This is a genomic window from Sulfitobacter sabulilitoris (assembly GCF_005887615.1).
In the GTDB taxonomy this organism is placed as follows: domain Bacteria; phylum Pseudomonadota; class Alphaproteobacteria; order Rhodobacterales; family Rhodobacteraceae; genus Sulfitobacter_E; species Sulfitobacter_E sabulilitoris.
In genome coordinates, this window is the sequence record NZ_VANS01000009.1 from 13006 (window position 1) to 30836 (window position 17831).

The 17831-nt window shown below is 64.1% G+C and carries 13 protein-coding genes; 7 read left to right on the forward strand and 6 right to left on the reverse strand.

The features are described from left to right. Positions 1-3: 3 nt before the first annotated feature. The 3 genes from rfbC to FDT80_RS18190 all read right to left on the reverse strand — a co-directional run bounded on the left by rfbC (position 4) and on the right by FDT80_RS18190 (position 2761). The gene (gene rfbC, locus FDT80_RS18180; protein ID WP_138663757.1) at positions 4-567 is read right to left on the reverse strand and encodes a dTDP-4-dehydrorhamnose 3,5-epimerase; all 564 of its coding nucleotides are present in this window, start codon (positions 565-567) and stop codon (positions 4-6) included. A 96-nt stretch (positions 568-663) separates the two neighbouring features. After that, a complete protein-coding gene (locus FDT80_RS18185) occupies positions 664-1320 on the reverse strand; it encodes an ABC transporter ATP-binding protein (RefSeq protein ID WP_138663758.1) in 657 nt (218 codons plus the stop codon). A 4-nt stretch (positions 1321-1324) separates the two neighbouring features. Continuing rightward, on the reverse strand, positions 1325-2761 hold the full coding sequence (locus tag FDT80_RS18190; RefSeq protein ID WP_138663759.1) for a KpsE/RkpR family capsule polysaccharide export protein: 1437 nt from the start codon (positions 2759-2761) through the stop codon (positions 1325-1327). A gap of 117 nt (positions 2762-2878) precedes the next feature. Here FDT80_RS18190 and FDT80_RS18195 point away from each other — a divergent pair, with 117 nt between their 5' ends. Beyond that, complete coding sequence (locus FDT80_RS18195; RefSeq protein WP_138663760.1) at positions 2879-3703, forward strand: ABC transporter permease; 825 nt, start codon at positions 2879-2881, stop codon at positions 3701-3703. Positions 3704-3709: 6 nt separating this feature from the next. Further along, the gene (locus FDT80_RS18200; protein WP_246039999.1) at positions 3710-6211 is read left to right on the forward strand and encodes a glycosyltransferase; all 2502 of its coding nucleotides are present in this window, start codon (positions 3710-3712) and stop codon (positions 6209-6211) included. Positions 6212-6240: 29 nt separating this feature from the next. Here the strand turns inward: FDT80_RS18200 and FDT80_RS18205 are convergent, their stop codons facing one another. Both FDT80_RS18205 and FDT80_RS18210 read right to left on the reverse strand, forming a co-directional pair. Further along, positions 6241-6561, reverse strand: a complete 321-nt coding sequence (locus FDT80_RS18205; protein WP_138663761.1) for a hypothetical protein — start codon at positions 6559-6561, stop codon at positions 6241-6243. Between the two features lie 11 nt (positions 6562-6572). Beyond that, positions 6573-7997 carry a DUF2793 domain-containing protein gene (locus FDT80_RS18210; protein WP_170311937.1) on the reverse strand — a complete coding sequence of 475 codons (1425 nt, stop codon included), beginning with the start codon at positions 7995-7997 and terminating at the stop codon, positions 6573-6575. Between the two features lie 178 nt (positions 7998-8175). On the opposite strand from FDT80_RS18210, the gene FDT80_RS18215 reads away from it, so the two are divergent. The 4 genes from FDT80_RS18215 (at position 8176) to FDT80_RS18230 (ending at position 12689) form a co-directional block, all read left to right on the forward strand. Then, positions 8176-9111, forward strand: coding sequence for a glycosyltransferase (locus tag FDT80_RS18215; RefSeq protein ID WP_138663763.1), 936 nt, complete (start codon positions 8176-8178; stop codon positions 9109-9111). A 212-nt stretch (positions 9112-9323) separates the two neighbouring features. Beyond that, positions 9324-10613 (forward strand): coiled-coil domain-containing protein, encoded by a 1290-nt coding sequence (locus tag FDT80_RS18220; protein WP_138663764.1) that lies wholly within the window; start codon positions 9324-9326, stop codon positions 10611-10613. Between the two features lies 1 nt (position 10614). Further along, positions 10615-11751: a class I SAM-dependent methyltransferase gene (locus FDT80_RS18225; RefSeq protein WP_138663765.1), complete on the forward strand. Its 1137-nt coding sequence runs from the start codon at positions 10615-10617 to the stop codon at positions 11749-11751. Next, positions 11748-12689, forward strand: coding sequence for a sulfotransferase family protein (locus tag FDT80_RS18230; RefSeq protein WP_138663766.1), 942 nt, complete (start codon positions 11748-11750; stop codon positions 12687-12689). The genes FDT80_RS18225 and FDT80_RS18230 overlap by 4 nt, the downstream gene beginning before the upstream one ends. 33 nt (positions 12690-12722) lie before the next feature. On the opposite strand, the gene FDT80_RS18235 is transcribed toward FDT80_RS18230, so the two are convergent. Then, positions 12723-13901 carry a nucleotide sugar dehydrogenase gene (locus tag FDT80_RS18235; RefSeq protein ID WP_281278408.1) on the reverse strand — a complete coding sequence of 393 codons (1179 nt, stop codon included), beginning with the start codon at positions 13899-13901 and terminating at the stop codon, positions 12723-12725. 377 nt (positions 13902-14278) lie between these two features. On the opposite strand from FDT80_RS18235, the gene FDT80_RS18240 reads away from it, so the two are divergent. After that, a complete protein-coding gene (locus tag FDT80_RS18240) occupies positions 14279-17629 on the forward strand; it encodes an exostosin domain-containing protein (RefSeq protein ID WP_342777659.1) in 3351 nt (1116 codons plus the stop codon). The last annotated feature ends 202 nt before the right edge of the window (positions 17630-17831 follow it).

A 17831-nucleotide genomic window follows, 5' to 3' on the forward strand; every position in this document is an offset into this window, starting at 1 on the left:
GATCTATTCCTTGTAGCGAAAGGGCGATTTGAAATCCGCAAAGCGGGGGGCGTTCCGGTCTTTGGGTGACAGGATCGCGCGGGCGGGGTCAATCCCCCAATTGATCCCCAGGTCCGGATCGGCAAAGTACACCGAGCCGTCACAGTCGGGCGCATAGACGTCGGAGCATTTGTAGAGCAGTTCGGAATTGGGCCGCAGGGTGACGAACCCATGCAGGAAGCCCTTGGGAATGAACACCTGGCGGCCGTTTTCGGCAGAGAGCTCGACCCCGGTCCATTTTCCGTAGGTTTCGGAGCCTTGCCGGATATCGACCACGACATCCAGGACGGCGCCCGCGCCGGCGCGCACAAGCTTGTCCTGCGCGTGGGGCGGCGCCTGATAATGCAGCCCCCGCACGACGCCGGCTTCGCGGCTGAGGGAATGATTGTCCTGCACGAAGGCGATGTCGATCCCGATCCCGAGCATCGTGTCGCGGTTCCAGGTCTCGCTGAAAAAGCCGCGATCGTCGCCGATCCGGCGCGGGGTCAGTATCAAAACACCCGACAGCGATGTCTGCTCTACCTGCATTCTTATGCCTCGATCGGATAAGGGTTTGAATACCACCTGTTAGGGGATGGCGGGCGCGATGTCATCGGGCAATAACGGCGGCGCGCGGATCGCCCTTCAATCCCGCATGTTGCGCAGGTGATGTTTGATCGCATCCTGAATATTGTCATGCACGACCAGGTTGCCGTTTTCCAGCACCATGCCCATCGTGCACAGGTCTTCCATCGTCTGCATGGAATGCGACACGACGACGGCCCCGCTTTCGCGCATCCGGCGATGAAAGACCTGGTCGCTCTTGCGCCGGAACGCGGCGTCGCCGACGCTTGTGACCTCATCCACCAGGTAGGTGTCAAATCGGATGCCCATACTGACCCCGAACGCGAGGCGCGACCGCATCCCCGACGAATAGGTGCGGAACGGCAGGTGGAAATGCGGCCCCAGTTCGGCAAAATCCTCGACGAAATCAATCAGCGCGTCGGTGTCCACGCCATAGACGCGGGCGATGAACCGGGTGTTCTGCGCGCCCGACAGCTCGCCGTGGAAACTGCCCGCGAACCCGACCGGCCAGGAAATGGTCCCGTCCGAGATGACCCGCCCCGAGGTCGGATCCATCGTGCCCGCGATCATCTTCAGCAGGGTCGACTTGCCCGCGCCATTGCGCCCCATCAGCCCCACCGATGTGCCGGTGGGAAAGATCGCGTTCACCTGGTTGGCAACGATGTGGCGCTGTCCATCGATGGTGAAGGCCTTGGTCAGGTCCTGCAGCTGGATCATTCGATTAGCGTCTGTCCCTGATGCTGTAATAGATCAGAACGCCGATCGCCCAGGCCATCAGCAGGAAAAAGCTCGTGAGCGCCTGCAAGGTCCAGCGCCTGGGAAAATCGGATCGCTCGGCCATGGTCGGCTGGATATGTGCGGCCAGGTAGAGCGATTTACGCTTTGCCTCGGCCAGAGCCGCGTCATAGCTGACGAGGGCCGCGCGGTAGGTTTCCTCGGCGAACTCGCGATCCACCGTCAGCCGCTCGAACTCCGCCACCAGGGTTGCGTAGTCCTCTCCGCCGGGTCCTTGTCCGCCGATGCCGAATTTTTCACGTTCGGCGACGATGCGGTTTTCGATCACCTCGATCCGGCGGGTGGCTTTCTGGATTCGCGGGTCGTCGTCGCGGGCCGAGGTCCTGAGCAGATCAAGCTCGACCAGCGAGTCCGCCAGTTGCGCCTGCAGGTTGTTGAGCACGCCCATCTGCCCCTGCAGGTCGGCCTGCGGGTCCACGATCTGGGATCTGAGCCGGAAGGCGGTCAGATCGCTCCGGGCCTGCTTCAGCCGTTCCACCGCGTGTTCCAGTTCCAGCCGGGCATAGCTCGTGGCATCCTCGCGGGCATCGGCGGACAGCGCGTTGATCATGCGCGTGCTCTCTTCCAGGATCTTCGTGGCTATGGCCGTCGCATCGACGGGGTCGAAGGCGAGCACCCGAAGGGTCATCAGGCCGGTGCCCGTATCGTAGGTGATCTGAACCTTGCGTTTCCAATGGCGCAACAGATCTTCGATCGTGCCGCTCGGATCATAGCTGAAGATCGGGTCTTCGGGCCACTCGGCGCCATAGATCCGGCCCAGGTCGAGTTCCCTGTCGATCTCGGCCACCAGCCCCTGGCTGCGGATGAAGTCATAGAGGACATCCGTGTCCGAACTGCCGCCGCCCGACAGCTTGGTGATTCCGCCCAGAAGATCCAGCGAAGAGGACAGCTCTTCCTTGCGGATCGAAAAGGCGACCGTCGAGGCGTATTGATCCTTGGCAACCATCCACAGGTAGGCGGCGGCGACCACGATCGGCAGTATGACCAGCGCCACAAAGGACCACATGATGCCCCGATGCCGCTTCTTGATCGTTGCGGGGCCCGCGACCGGCTGAATCTTGGCGGGTCCGGCTTCGGCTGCGGCGGCGGTCGGCTTCGGCGCTATGCGCTTCAGGGCGTCGGGGCGCGACTTCCTGGCGGTATAGCCCGGCCGGCTTGGGGACGGGGCCAGGGCTTGGGTCGCGGCGGACCGGCTGCCGGGATCGGCCGAGGAGGGGGCTGCCTGCGCCTCGGAGGGCGGGGAGGGATCGGATCCGGCACCGGAGTCAGCATCGTGAAGCTCAGCTTCGGGAGACGTGTCGCCCTTGACCGCGCGAAACGCCGGCGCTTTCGCGTCCCGCTTGCCTCCCTTAGCTGTATCCATGGTCGGTTTCTCAGCCTCAAATTGCGAATTATGAATTTTGTCCCGCGGCTGTTTTATTACATAAGAACAGATGATACTTCCAGCGCCTGTTGCCAGCGCCCGTTCCCGGAGAGCCTGATGTCGAACCAGCCGCCCCCCGTGCCCTCTGCACCATTGGAACAGGATGCGCTGCGGGCCCGCAAGTTCCGGACATCGCGGACGATCACGGCCCTGATGCTCAGAGAGATGTCGACGACCTATGGCCGGTCCCCGGGGGGCTATCTGTGGGCCGTTCTCGATCCCGTGGCCGGTCTGTTCCTGCTGTCGGCGGTCTTCGCCGTCGCCTTCAGTGCCCCGCCGCTCGGGACCAGCTTCCCGCTCTTCTACGCGACCGGCTACCTGCCCTTCATGATGTTCAACGACGTCGCCAACAAGATGGCCACGTCGGTCAATTTCTCGAAGCCCTTGCTGGCCTATCCCGCGGTGACGTTCCTTGATGCGCTGATCGCGCGGTTTTTGCTGAACGTGCTGACGCATGCGATGGTCGCCTATATCATTTTCTCCACCCTGGTTTTCGTCTTCGGCGCCCGCGCCCAGATCGACTTGCCCGCGATCCTGCTCAGCACCGCGATGACCGCCGCACTGGGGATCGGGGTCGGCACGCTGAACTGCTACCTGATGACAAACTTCCCGATCTGGGAACGCGCCTGGCAGATCGCGACACGCCCGCTTTTCATCATATCGGGGATCTTCTTCGTCTATGGCGATCTTCCCCCCCTGGGGCGCGAAATCCTTTGGTACAATCCCCTGACACATGTGATCGGCATGATGCGCGTCGGGTTCTACGCGACCTACCAGGGCGATTACATCAGCGTCCTTTACGTGGCCTCCATATCGGCATTGACCTTCTGCATGGGGCTGTTGCTGCTGTGGCGGAACCATCGCCGCTTCATGGAAGGGTGACAGACCGTGCTGCGCCGCCTTCTGGGGCTGTTCGACCGTTACTGCGCCCAGAACCTTTTCATGCGCCTGCCCGGTTTTCCGCTGGAGGTTTCCGGCGCTGTCGTCGGAGAGGTCACGCAGATCGCCCGGCGCGGAAACCGGCTGGAGATCACGGGGGCCGCGCAGGCAGGGCGTGTCACGCTGCACTGTGGAGAAGACCGGGTTTCGACCGTGCCGCGCCGCGATCCCGCGCGCCCGGACGCCGCGGGGCGCTTCGTGCTGGATCTGCCCGTATCCGATGGCGCCTTGCAGTTGTCTCTCGACCGGACTGACGCCCATGTCTTCGCCTTGCCCCGGTTCCCGGCCCGGGCGTACCGGGTGTCGCGGTGGCGATTGGTGCCGCGGTTCGGGCTGGGGCTGTTGCGCGCCTCGCCGTTGATCCTGCTCTGGGCGGTCAAGAAAACCCCGGCCCTGCGCCCGCGCATCCGCGAGGCGCTTGGATTTTGGGTTCTGCCTTCGGCGCGGGGGCTTGCCCCGGATATCTTTGCAGGTTCGCCGGCCGGACCGCCCCTGCCGGAGGTGGAGGTGACCTGCGTGCTGCCGGTCTATGATGCCTTCGACCTTCTGCCCGATGTGCTGGACCGCGTGTGCCGCCACACGGATGTGCCCTGGCACCTGGTCATCATCGAGGACGCATCGCCCGACCCGGCCGTCCGGCCGTTCCTGCGCGATTGGGCAGACGCCCGGAACCGGGATCGCCCCGGCTGCGTGACCTTGCTTGAGAACGCGGTCAACCTCGGCTTCATCGGCAGCGTCAACCGGGGCTTCGAGCAGGCCTTGCCCCGGGGGGGGCCGGTGATCTTGCTCAATGCCGACGCGTTCGTGCCGCACGGCTGGGCCAGCCGCCTGATCGGGCCCCTGCTTGCCGATCCTTCGGTGGCCAGCGTGACCCCGATGTCGAACGATGCCGAAATCTTCTCGGTTCCCGTGATCTGCGCCCGCGGTGATCTGGCCCCCGGGCAGGGCGACGCGGTGGATGCGGTCGCCCGACGATTCGCCCCCGGCGCAGGGGATGCCCCCGCGCCCACGGGTGTCGGGTTCTGCATGGCCCTGGGGGCGGACTGGCTGGCCCGGGTGCCGCGCTTCGACACGGCTTTCGGCCGGGGATACGGCGAAGAGGTCGATTGGTGCCGACGGACGCAGGCGCTGGGGGGCAGACATCTGGGCGTGGCCAACCTGTTTGTCGAACACCGCGGCGGCGCGTCTTTCGGATCGGATGAGAAACGCCGGCTGATCGCGGCCAACAGCGATACGATCAGCATCCGCTACCCCGCATATGACATCGAGGTGCAGGACCACCTGCGCAGCGATCCCATGACCACGCCACGGCTGGCGCTTGCCATCGCCTGGCTGGCGGCCGGGGCAGGGGACCGGCCCGTGCCGATCTACCTGGCGCATGCGATGGGCGGCGGGGTGGAGCATTACCAGCGCCAGAGACTGGATCGGGATATCGCCCGGCTGGGCGGGGGGGTCGTGCTGCGGGTCGGCACCGCGCTGCGCTGGCGATTGGAACTGCATTGCGCCATGGGGGTGACCATGGGCGAAACCGACGATTTCGCGCTGATCGTATCGATGCTGACGCCGCTGACCCGGCGGCGCGTCGTCTATTCCTGCGCCGTCGGCGACAGCGACCCGGTGACGATCCCGGACCGGTTGCTGGACCTCGTCGACGATCCCGGCGCCACCACCGCTGAACTGGAGATCCTGTTCCACGATTTCTACCCGCTCAGCCCGTCGTTCAACCTGCTGGGGCAGGACGGGATGTTTCACGGGGTGCCCGGGTCGCAGACGCAAGACAGCGTCCACCGGGCCAGGCGACCGGATGGCAGCCCGGTCAGCTTGCGGGACTGGCGCGCGGCCTGGGGCCGGTTGATTGCGCGGGCCGATAGCATCCTGACGTTTTCGGCAGACAGCAGGACCCATGTGCTTGCCGTCTGGCCCGAGGCCGCGCCGCGCATCACCGTGACCCCGCACGAATTGCATCATGCCATACCGCGCCTGCTGCCGCGGGTCGGCGCAAAGCCGGTCGTGGGCGTCCTGGGCAATCTCAACCGCCAGAAGGGCAGTGCGCTGATCGCGGAGGCAGGCCGTCTCCTGAACGCCGGCACCGGTGACCTCGGGCTGGTGATCATCGGCGACACCGATCCGGCCTGTCCGCCCGCGCAGGGGGTAAAGGTGCATGGCGAATACAGGTTGCAGGACCTGGCGATCCTGACCCGCCGCTACCAGATCAGCGCGTGGCTGATCCCTTCGATCTGCCCGGAGACATTTTCATATACGACGCACGAGGCGCTGGCGACGGGCCTGCCCGTGTTCTGCCTTGATCTGGGCGCGCAGGCCGAAGCCGTGCGCGCCGCCGTGGGCAAGGATGGCCCCCAGGGGCATGTGATTGCCCGCCATGCGTCCCTGCACGATCAGGCACAGGCGGTTCTCGACAGGCTGCGCGCTGTCTTGCTCGCCGGGCGCTGACCCTGCCCCGCCGGGGCCCGGCCTTCGCATCATCCGGCGGACGGTACGCCCGAGCCGGTGAAGGGCGGCAGGGCGACGGGGCCATCCTCCGTCAGGGCGAGGGCGGCGGGAAACAGGGTTTCGCCGGGCGCGTCGGCGGCATGGGGCAGGATCACCGCCAGCCGAAGTACGCCGTTGATGCGGGTCACCTCCGAGACCAGATGATCGCATCCAAAGGTCCCGGAGGGCAGGCTGGCCCCTTCGGCAACGTGCGAGAAATCGCAGACCTTGCCGTTGATCGTCAAGGTTTCGCCTGCCCGGTGCAGCGTCAGTTCCGTCTCCAGACGTGTCGGAAAAAGGGTGATATGCATGATGCCCTCCATCAGAACCAACGACCGGTCGCGACCGCGTTGATGCGAAAGACCTTGTCCGACGTCCCCTTGTTGGCATAGCCGATGATGCTGTTGGTGCCGATCCCGCTTTGTGCGGAAACGCCGAAATGCTGGGCGGCATACGTGATGTCCGCCGCGGCCCCCGAGGACGATCCGGTCGCCGTCACAACGGCCGTTCCCGCGACGAAAGCTGCGGGAAAGGCCCAGGTGAGACTGCCGCTCGCGTTCGCCGGAACCGTGGTGTTCAGCAGGTCGATGCCGCTGCACGTCTGGGTGCCGTCGGCAAAACGGACATAGCTGCCGCTGGCATTGCCGCCGCGTTCGATGATGCTGCCGGTCGGTGTTCCGCCCGACTGGGACACCGCTCCGAGGATCAGTTCGTTGGTCAGCAGACGGGTCCAGTAGATCGGACTGGTATCGCTGGATTGCGCCCCGAACCAGGCGCGCAGCGCATTGATGCCGGTGGTGCGCAGACTGATGAAGGACCGCCGGCCGTCGGCCTGCGACTGCATCACCAGCAGGGTGTGAAGCCAGGCCGCGGATTCCGGCCCGTCGGGCAGGGCCGTTCCCAGATAGGTGTACATTCCCGGTTTCAACGCACGCTGGTGCAACGGCGTGCCCCCCGCAAGGACAAGCGGCGCGCCCACCCCGAAAGCGCCGACTTTCATCAGCCTGCCGGAGGTGGCGTCCTCCTCGTGCGACTGCACCGCCGATCCGGTCACCGGCAGGTTGATCTCGGCGCTGGTGTCGGTCAGCCGTATCCGCTCGGATCCCGCGGGTGACAGGGACATGTCGCCGGCCACCGGATCGACGCGCAACGCCTGGTTCCAGGTGGTGCCGTCGGCGCTGACCTTCAGCGACCAGCCATCCTCTCCTGCAAGGCCCATTTCGGCCCGCCCCGAAAAGCCGCTTTGAAACAGCAGGCTTGCGGTGTCAGCCGGGCCCGCCTTGTTCAGCTTCAGCTGATGTCCCGCGCCGGCGTGATTGAACAGCGTGGCGGGGCTGCTGACGGACAGCCGGTTCGTGGCATCCGGATCCGCCGAAATTCCCAGTCGTGCCGCCAGCAGTTGCGCGCTGGCGCCGTCCTGCCAGCCCTCATCGGTATAGGTAACCCGCGTGCCCTGCGACACGACATAGGCGGACCAGCCCGTCCGCGGGGAAATGAATTGCCAGCTGTCGCCATGGAAAACGGCGATCTCCCCATCCCGTCCTGCCCAGGCGCCAGTGCTGCCGTCGGCCACGATAAAGCATGCACCTTCATCCGGGGCGGCGGGCGGCAGGGTCAGGCTGCGGTCCTCGACGACAGCCTGCACCAGCACATCCAGTCGCCGGATCGCTTCGTTATGGGTTACGTGCTTCTGGGCCTGCGCGGGTTGAATGAACGGCAGGGCCAGCTTCGGGGATATGTCGGACATCACCACCTCCAGAGCTTCGGACAGGGCGAAGATGTAGGAAAAAGGAGGTAACAAGCGGTTAGACCGGCGTGCGTTGCGTCATCGGATCATTGCACAGGCCAATCGCTTCGGGCATCTAGCATGGCAGCCAGAACCGCCCTGGCCGCCGTCAGGCCGGCTCCTCAATTCAAGCAGGCAAATGTCCCAGACTTCGCGCCATATCACCATTCTGCTTTGCACCTACAACGGCGCGCGCTTCTTGCCGGAACAGCTTGCCTCCTACCTGGAGCAAACCCATCGAAACTGGTCGCTCTGGATCAGCGACGATGGCTCGACAGATGCAACACTGGACATCCTGCGGGCCTTTCAGCGCGACCACGGGGCCGCGCATGACATTCGTATCCTGCAAGGGCCGAGCCAAGGCAGGGCGGTGCTGAATTTCATGTCGCTTGTCTGCCATCCGGACCTTCCCGAAGGGCTGGTCGCGCTGTCGGACCAGGATGACATCTGGCTTCCCGAAAAACTGGAGCGCGCGCTGTCCCGAATCCCCGAAACACTGTCCGGGCCAATGATTTATTCCGCACAGAGCTACTACATCGACGATGCGGGCAACCGGCTCAGCAAGTCCGTGGTGCGCCCTCATCCGCCGGCCTTTTCAAATGCCGTGATGCAAAACATCATGAGCGGTCACAGCACCGTGCTCAATCCGGCGGCGCTTGCCCTGGTCCGGCAGGCGGGTGTCCCGCAACGGATCGAATACCATGACTGGTGGCTTTCCCTCTTGATCACCGCCGCCGGCGGGCGCGCGGTCGTGGATCGCGCCTGGGTCATTCACTACCGCCAGCATGGCGCGAACGTGCTGGGGGCGCCGGGCGGGGTCCGGGCGGGTCTCTACCGTATCCGGCGCATTCTGGGCAACGACTATGGCAACTGGATCACGGCCAACATCCGGGCCCTGCAAGAGGTCTCGGAGTTGCTGACAGCCGAACATGGCGCGTCTGTCCGGATGTTCCTCGATGCCCCCGTCCGGGCCGGGCCGGGCCGGGTGCGCCTGTTGCGCAGGTTGGGTTTTCACCGCCAGAGCCGATCCGCCACGATGCTGGTCTACATCGCCGCGTTCCTGGGAAAACTCTGAAAAATCCCGTGTTATGCCGGCTTGGGATCGGGGTTTGCCAAATCGCTCCGGCACGGTGTCGCGGGGCGTGGCGAAAAAACCGCCGTCGCGCCAAAAGAGTTGTTCCCGCTATGGCCGGGTGCAATAAGTGAGCCGGTATTGATGAGTGGAAAGCTCGGAAAGTGAGTAGTGACATGCCTCTCGGATCAGAACAGCAGACAGCTGCTTCAGACATGCACCTATTCACCGCCCAGGGCACAGATATCGACGACATAAAAAAGAGGGTCGGCCACCTCGCGCCGGACGGTCCGCAGATCGACGCGTTTTCCCATGCCGCGGTGGCCCAGGCCCTGGACAACGATCTCACCCCCGTCATCGTCTTTCAAAACGCCGGCAACGCCATCGCCAGGGCAATGGCCGACGGTGTACGCCCCTCCGAGGCATTGGCGGGATGGTGTCGCGATGTCACCGAGATCCTGCAGGTCCAGCGCAAGAACCGCCGCCGGATGGTACTGGTTGAAGACGTCTATCTGGCTCGGGCGCCCCAAGACGAACTGCAGAGCCTGCTGGACCGGTTTTCCCTGACGGCCTCCGCCCCGGTCGATGCATCCCCGGCCGGGTCCGATCCCGTGTCTTTCTGTCTTGCACTGAATATGGTCCAGACGTCGTCCGCGGCCCGCGCGCTGAGTGCGGAGCTGGAGGCAAGCAGCCTGTCCCATGCCGCGCCGTCGGTGACCGCCGACAGTATCGATGCGGCGTTCCGGGCCGTCCAGGAGACCGCCGCCGCGGCGCAGGACCGGGATCGTCATGCCGCAAGCCTCGCCGGGGTCCGGTCCGAGGTCCTGGCGTTGAAAGAGGGCGAGGCGGGGCTGCAGGATCGGATCGCGGCCGCAGAGGCGGCGGCGAAGGCCGACAAGGAGGCGCGGGCGGCGGCGGAACAGGACGTCACCCGTTTGGAACAGGCGCTCAAACGGGGGGCGGCATCCGACGGCGAACAGGCACGCCAACTTGTCGAAGCCTCGGAGCGCGAGGCGATCGCCTTGGAAGAGAGAGAGCTGCACCAGGCACATCTGATGCAGTTGCAGGCCGAGATTGCCGCCTGCATGGAGCGGGAGACGTATCTGCAAAACCGTCTCTCCGCCGCCCGGCAGCAGGGCGAGGAATACGAGACCCGTCTTGCCGAGATGAAAGTGAAGATCAATCAAGCGCAGCAGGCGCAGAAAACCTCCGAGGACCGCCGCGCCGCTGTGCTTGATCAGGTGTCCGCAGCCGAGGCGCGCAACATGATCCAGTTCAACCAGATCAAGAGGCTCAACAGGGAGCTGGCACAGAGCCGCTCCCGTCTGGTCGAGGCCGATACGCAGCAGCGGCAGCTTCAGGAGCAGGCGCAGGTCCTGAACGAGCGCGTTGCGGTGCTAGAGACGGAGCGCGCCAGGATACTGTCGTCGAATTCATGGAACGTGACAAAACCATTGAGAGCGGCGAACAGGATCCTGGGAAGCACGTCCGGCAAGGAGAAGTAGAATGCGCGCCTCTGTCCGCGGGACCCTTCTGCATATCGGCTCGGGCGACGGCAGCGAGCTGCCGCTGCATATCGCAACCGGCGCAGAGCGGATCATTCTGGTCGAACCCAATCCCGAGCATGTCGCGCGGCTCGGGGTCCTGGCCGCGCAGGCGGATAACATCACGGTCCTGCCCCAGGCGATTGCCGAACGCGGGACCGAAGCGGAACTGGCGGTCTACAACATGCCCGGTCTCGCGTCTTTCACACCGCCGACCGGCAGCCTGCGGCAGATCTATCCCGGTTTGCGCATCTCGGGCCGGCATTCCGTCGAGACCCTGACCCCCGCGGATTTGCGGGACCGGCTCGGGGACATGCCGGCTCCCGTCAGGCTGATCCTCGATGCCCCCGGAACAGAGACTGTTTTGCTGACGGCATGGCAGGCTGACGACACCCTTTCCGGGATCGACGACATCGAACTGCGCTGCGCGGCAGAGCCCGCCTTTGAGGGGTCCGCGTCCTGCGCGGAACTGTGCCAGTTGCTGGAGAATGCCTGTTTCGAGCCGAGCGGCCGCGATTTCTCAGACCCCGACTGGCCGGTCCTGTCTTTCAGGTTCGACCGTGCGGGAGCGGCACTGCGGGCGGAAAAGCTGCGGGTCCGGGCGCTCGAAGAGCGGCTCGCCGAGACCGATGCGGCCCGCGACGAGGCCGTTAAATCCGCCGAAACCGCACGAGCGGCGCTGGCAGAGGTTCAGAGCCGGCTGGACGACCTCGGACCCAAGGCGGACTGGCGCGCGGATCGCATCAAGCAATTGGAGGAGCAGCACGCCGAGGCCCTGGCCGACCACGCAACCCAGGCCAAGGACCATGCCGCGCTCAAGTCCAATCTCGATCTGGCCTTGCGGATGCAGGCGATGAGTGCCGCCGATCTTTCCGATCTGCGCAAACGCTACGAGACGCTTCTGGCCCGCAAGGAAGGCCAGGACAATCTGATCTCCCAACTCGTGGTCAGGCTGGAGGAAGCGTCAGGGCATTTGCGGGGCCTGGCCGCCGATCAGGCTTTCGCGCCCGACGCCCTGCCCGCAACCTCCTCGGCCACCCCCGAAGATCCCGAACCCGCGACGAAAAAGGCGGGATCCCCCCGGAAAGCCCGCGGATGACGCAAGCCGGGGATGACCGTGAACCGCTTCAGGGCGCGATCGCCAACGCCCTGGACCTGATCCGTCGCAACGGTTCCGTGATGGATGGCTCCGTCACGACCACGGCGCCCCTGGGCAGCCTGCTCGATCAATGCCGCGCCCTGCACCGCGCCTCGACCGAAGACCGCGCCGACCCCATCCGCCTGGTGCATCATTTCGCCTGCAGCGGCGGCACGATCATCTCGAAATGCCTGGCGGCCATGCCCAACGCCGTTCTGCTGAGCGAGATCGACCCGCTCAGCACCATTCCGATGGGCTACCCCAACCGGTTTTGTCCCACCGATTTGATTGAACAGTTGCACCGGACGCGTCACCCCTGCCCCGACAGGCTGGTCATCGACATGTTTCTTGCAAGCCTCGACGTGCTTTATCAAAACACGATCAGAAGCGGCGGCTATCTTGTCCTTCGCGAACACTCCCACTCCCGGTTCTGCGAAAACCTGGACTGGACGGACCGCCCAACGGTGCGTGAAATGATCGCCGACCGTTTTGCCGTGCGGTCCGCCATTACCATCCGTCATCCGATGGCGTCCTACACATCGCTGCAAGCCAATAACTGGGTCCGGTTCACGCCATCCACACTCGAGGAATACGCCAGACGCTACACGGCCTTTCTGGATCGCCACGCAGGGTGCCCCACACTCCGCTACGAGGCGTTCGTGGCCGACCCCGAAGCGGCGATGAAGATGCTGTGCGGCCTGCTCGATCTTCCCTATGCGCCGGGCAGCCCCACACTTGCCCCGACGATTTCCATGTCCGGCGATAGCGGGCGATCCGGCGCCACCATCGCCCCGCGCCCCAACCGCGAGATTTCGGAAAAGCTTGGCGAAGAGATGAAGGCCAGCCCCACGTATCGCGCGCTGTGCGACCGGCTGGACTACGATCCCGACTTCAGGTGACCCCCAGATGACCGCCGCGCGATCCCGCGGGGGTCAATCGGACCCGAACAGATCGCGCGAAAAGATCCGATCGGTGACATCCGACAATTCATCCGTCGCGCGGTTGGCCACGATCAGGTCCGCCTCGGCCTTGAACTGTCCAAGATCGCGCAGGACGGCAGAGCCAAAGAACTCGTCCTCTTGCAGGGCGGGTTCGTACACGATGACCCGCACGCCCTTGGCCTTGATCCGTTTCATGATGCCCTGGATGGAGCTGAACCGAAAATTGTCCGACTCGCTTTTCATGGCCAGCCGGAAAATGCCCACCGTTTTCGGAACCCGCGCCAGGATCTGATCCGCGATGAAATCCTTTCGAGTGCGGTTCGCCTCCACGATCGCCTGGATGAGATTCTGCGGCACGTCCTCGTAATTGGCCAGCAGCTGTTTGCTGTCCTTGGGCAGGCAATAGCCGCCATAGCCGAAGGACGGGTTGTTGTAATGGGTGCCGATGCGCGGATCGAGCCCGACACCGCCGATGATCTGCCGGCTGCTCAGCCCGTGCACGAGCGCGTAGGAATCCAGCTCGTTGAAGAAAGCGACACGCATTGCCAGAAACGTGTTCGAGAACAGCTTGATCGCTTCCGCCTCGGTGGATTGGGTGAACAGGACAGGCACATCCTGATCGATCGCGCCCTCCCGCAGGGCTTCGGCAAAGATCCGGGCGCGATCCGATTCCTCGCCCACGATGATCCGCGAGGGGTACAGATTGTCGTGAAGCGCCTTTCCCTCACGCAGGAATTCCGGCGAAAACAGGATGTTGGGATTGCCCAGCTCGGCCCTGATCCGCGCCGTATATCCGACGGGCACCGTGGATTTGATCACGATCGTCGCATCCGGGTTGATCTGCTGCACCAGCGTCAGCACCGCCTCGACCGAACTGGTATCGAACTGGTTCGTCGCGGGGTCGTAATTGGTCGGGGTCGCGATGATGATGAAATCGGCGTCGGCATAGGCCTCTTGCGGGTCAAGCGTGGCCCGCAGGGAGAGCGACCGGTTGGCAAGGTAGTCGGACACCTCGGTGTCGATGATCGGGGATGTGCGGTCGTTGATGTCCGCGACCCGCCCGGGATCGATGTCGATTGCGGTGACATCGTGATGCTGGGCAAGCAAAACCGCATTCGAGATGCCGACATACCCAAGGCCTGCCACACCGAATTTTATTTTAGACGTCATAGCTGACCCGCCACATTATGCAAAAAAGCTGCGCAGTGCGGATTTTTCGCTCAAAACACCCAAGACAGGGACGCATACCAATATGCCGCGCTTTCTGGCCGTCTCCGTCACCCCTGTCAAGCAGGGGCGGCACGGGCGGCGATCGCGCCGGAGCCGCTTTGTAGCACCCCGCCCACAGGCCGGCGTCACGCGGACATCTTTCGCGATCCGGGCAGGGAAGATGTTGTCGTGCAGCCCAGAGCCTCTATACAGGCGTCCAGACAATTCGCTTGTAAAAGGTAATGATCGAAAAGGTTGCAACCTTGACGGGATGTGCCTGCCTCTTCACTGCCTGCTGCGCTGCAGAAAGAGATTTTTTCGGAGTTCGCAACGCCAAGATGCCACCTATCGTTTATATTGTTACACCTTGCATGAACGCCGTCGATACGATCGATCGCACCATCCTCAGTGTCGTGACCCAGGCCGGTGATTTTCGCATTCGCTACCATGTTCAGGACGGTGGCTCGACCGACGGGACATTCGAACGGCTGCTGTGGTGGCAAAAGCGGCTGGCGCATCCCGATTTTCCGGTGCAATGCCGTGGGCTGGATTTCACCTGCGTCGCGGAACCCGACACCGGCATGTACGACGCCATCGTCACGGGCTTTGAAACCCTGGACGCCGACGCCGACGCCTTCATGACCTGGATCAACGCGGATGACGTGCTGATGTACGGGGCGCTGTCGACGATAGCGCGGCTCGAGGCCCAGTTTACCCCGGAACAACTCTCCTGGGTCGGGGGCAGCGCTGCAATCATCAAGAACGATCACCTGGTGCATTCGCTTGACCGGCAGATCCCGACCGCGGTCATCCGCGAAGGGCTGTGCGAAGGGCTGCACTGGACGTTCGTGCAGCAGGAGGGAACGTTTTTCCGCAAATGGCTCTGGGATGCCGTGACCCCGGCCCGGACCATCCGGCCCATGCGTCTGGCGGGCGATTGGAACCTGTGGCGGCTTTTCGCGGCGAAATGCGCCTTCAACCAGCTTGAAACACCGCTTGGCGGCGCGCGGTTCGTGCAAAACCCGGATATGGCCGAAGCCAGGAGCAAAGCCTACTTGGCCGAAGTCGATTCACATATCGCGCGGCCCGAACGTACGCAGGCAATGATCGGCCTCGACACGACGCAACCGGTCACGCACAGGCAGGTCTCGGCGCATCAGGACAATGTTTTCAGCATTACGGACAAGGGCGCGCAGGATGCGTTCGCGCGCCACTATCAATCGGTCGTGGGCAGGCCGGCGGCCACGGAGGGGCGCAAGATACCGGATCGTCTGATTGCCAGGGGATCGGCGCGTCAGAGCGGCCGCGACCTCGATACGCCGACCGGCGGCGACCCCGTTCTGCGGCAAGGGAACCTGATCGCATACGATCACGGCTGGCAATATCCCGCCATCACCGAAAAGCACGCCTTCCTTACGCTCAAGGCGGCCGGGGACATTCCCTCCGGTGTCACGTATGTGGCCTATCCCTGGGCTACGCTGATCGACAAGGTCCAGTCCGGAACGAAGGATGCGGGAGAGCACCTGACGAGGTTCCGGGCCTTCTGCGCGGTGCTGCCCAAGACCACGCGCAAGGTTACCGTCTGCCAGCATATCCGGATGCGCGATTACCTGTATCTGTTCGAGGAGGCAGGGATCGACAATATCTTCTGGACCCATGCCACGCTGCAGGACCGCGATGCGCCGGCCGGCGGCCGGCAGACAGTGCGGCCCTTTCCATTGTACCCGGTGCAGATGTCGCAGGAATTCACCGACCCGGACGGCCACCGGCGCCCGCATCTGTTTTCATTCATCGGCGCAAAATCCAACCAATGGTACATGACGGATGTCCGCGCCTGGATACTGGATATGTTGGCCGACGACGAACGCGGGCTGATCATCGGCCGCGACACCTGGCATTACAACAAGGTCGTCTACGATCTTCAGATACGGTCCAACGCAGGCAGTGCCGATAACGACCCTTCGTCGCTGATCAACCAAAGCGCCTCGGATGAGTTTCGCGAAAGTCTCTATCAAAGCGTCTTCTCGCTTTGTCCCTCGGGGTCCGGCCCGAATTCGATCCGGCTTTGGGAATCCCTTGGCGCCGGCGCCATTCCGGTCATCATGGCCGATACCTATGCGCCGCCCGGTGACCCCCGCCTTTGGGAGCAGGCCGCCGTTTTCTGCGCGGAAACGCCCGAAGCCGTGAAAGCGCTTCCCGACCGGCTTGCCGAAATCGCGGCGGATCCCGCACGATTGGCCGCGATGCGGCACGCGATGCGGCAGCTTTGGCTGCTATACGGCCCGCACAGCTTTGTCACCGATGTGCAGATGCTGATGCTCGAACTTGGCTCCACTCCCGGCGCGGCCTCGCCGATCGTGCGCGCCCAGAACAGCGACCTGCTGAATGAGCTTTACGAAACCGCCGCCAATTCGACCGAAATGCCGCAGCGGCAGGCGCAGCTGCTTTTGAAAAGCTGCGCCACGGCGCTGTTGCTCGCACCGGCAAAAATCGATGTGCTTGCCCAAAGCGACAGCCTCGAAGCCAGGGGGGTTGCCAAGGCGCGCGCCGCCGTCGGTCAGGGCCATGAACTGTGCCTGCACTTTGATCGCGTGCTCGACCATGCCCGCCGCCGCCGCAGGACCGTCAAGGCCCCCGCGGTCGCGCATGGGGCCGTGCCCGCCGTTGCGTTTTTCGGCAAGCACGGCAACCGCACCCCCCTCAGCTACGATCCGTTCCAGCGGGTGCTGGGCGACCAGCTTTTGCTTGTCGATGACCTTTCCGCCGCCGATGTCCTGCTGACCGGCTTCAACATCGACCTGCGCGACAAGATCGACACCCTGAGGCCCGTCCTTGAGGCCCGGCCGGACACAAAGATCGCCGTGATCTCGGAAGAACCGCTGTGGGACACCACTTGGAGCGGCGGCTTCGAGGATCGGGCGAGAACGATGACGGCGTCGGGCGCCGAATTGTCCTATCGGTTCATCAACCACCAGAATTCGACACTTTTCGATTTTGACCGGATCCCCTATTTCCTGCTGACGAACGACAGCTTCATCGTCCGCTATCGCAACCTTCTGGCGGCGCAGTCCGATGTCTCTCCGGCCGACCTGCTGACGCGATGGGCCTCGGCCCCGGTGCGCGCGGCGTTCTTTGCCGAGGTCCGCAAGGGCGAAACCTATTCCCGGAACTTCCCCGAGCACGACATCTACGGGTTGGGCACCTATCGCACCGAGGTCGCCGAGGCGACCAAAGGCGACGGCGTCATGCGTGTGGGCAAGGGCTGGACCGCCGGAAAGGCCACGGCGCCGCGCCGACAGGCCCTGCCCGACTGGCATCTCGATAAACTGGCGACGCTGACCGGGCAATGCAGGGTAATGTCGTCGTTCGAGAACACGCATCAGCACGCCTATGTGTCCGAAAAGATATTCGACGCTTTTGCCGTGGGCGCCGTCCCGACCTATTACGCAAGCCCGCGTCACCGGGTTTTCGACCTTGTCCCGCAAGAGACCATGATCAACACCTTCGGCCTGGATGCCGCCGCCGCCGCCCGCCGCATTGCGGAATTCGAACCCGATCTGGACTTTGCCAAGGCCTATTGCGCGGCCCGCGACAACCTGTGCCGACGGTTCAGCAGCGGCGGGGACATCATCGCCGAACGGCGGCGTATTGTCCGTGAGGTCGTGAAGGACATCACCGCGCTGGCATGATGCGCCGGATACACCGCCCGAGCGACCGGCGCCGCCGCGCGCCCGTCCGAGCGACCGGCGCGGCTGCGGCGCATCGCCCGGTTGGGCCTGGGGTCACTGGGGCGCCGGTGGCATTTTTGCAAATGTATCAATTTTTCTAAAGCGCCTTGGACGCACGGTCCCGATTATCGGGTAGACATCAAACATTGGCCATAATTTCCAG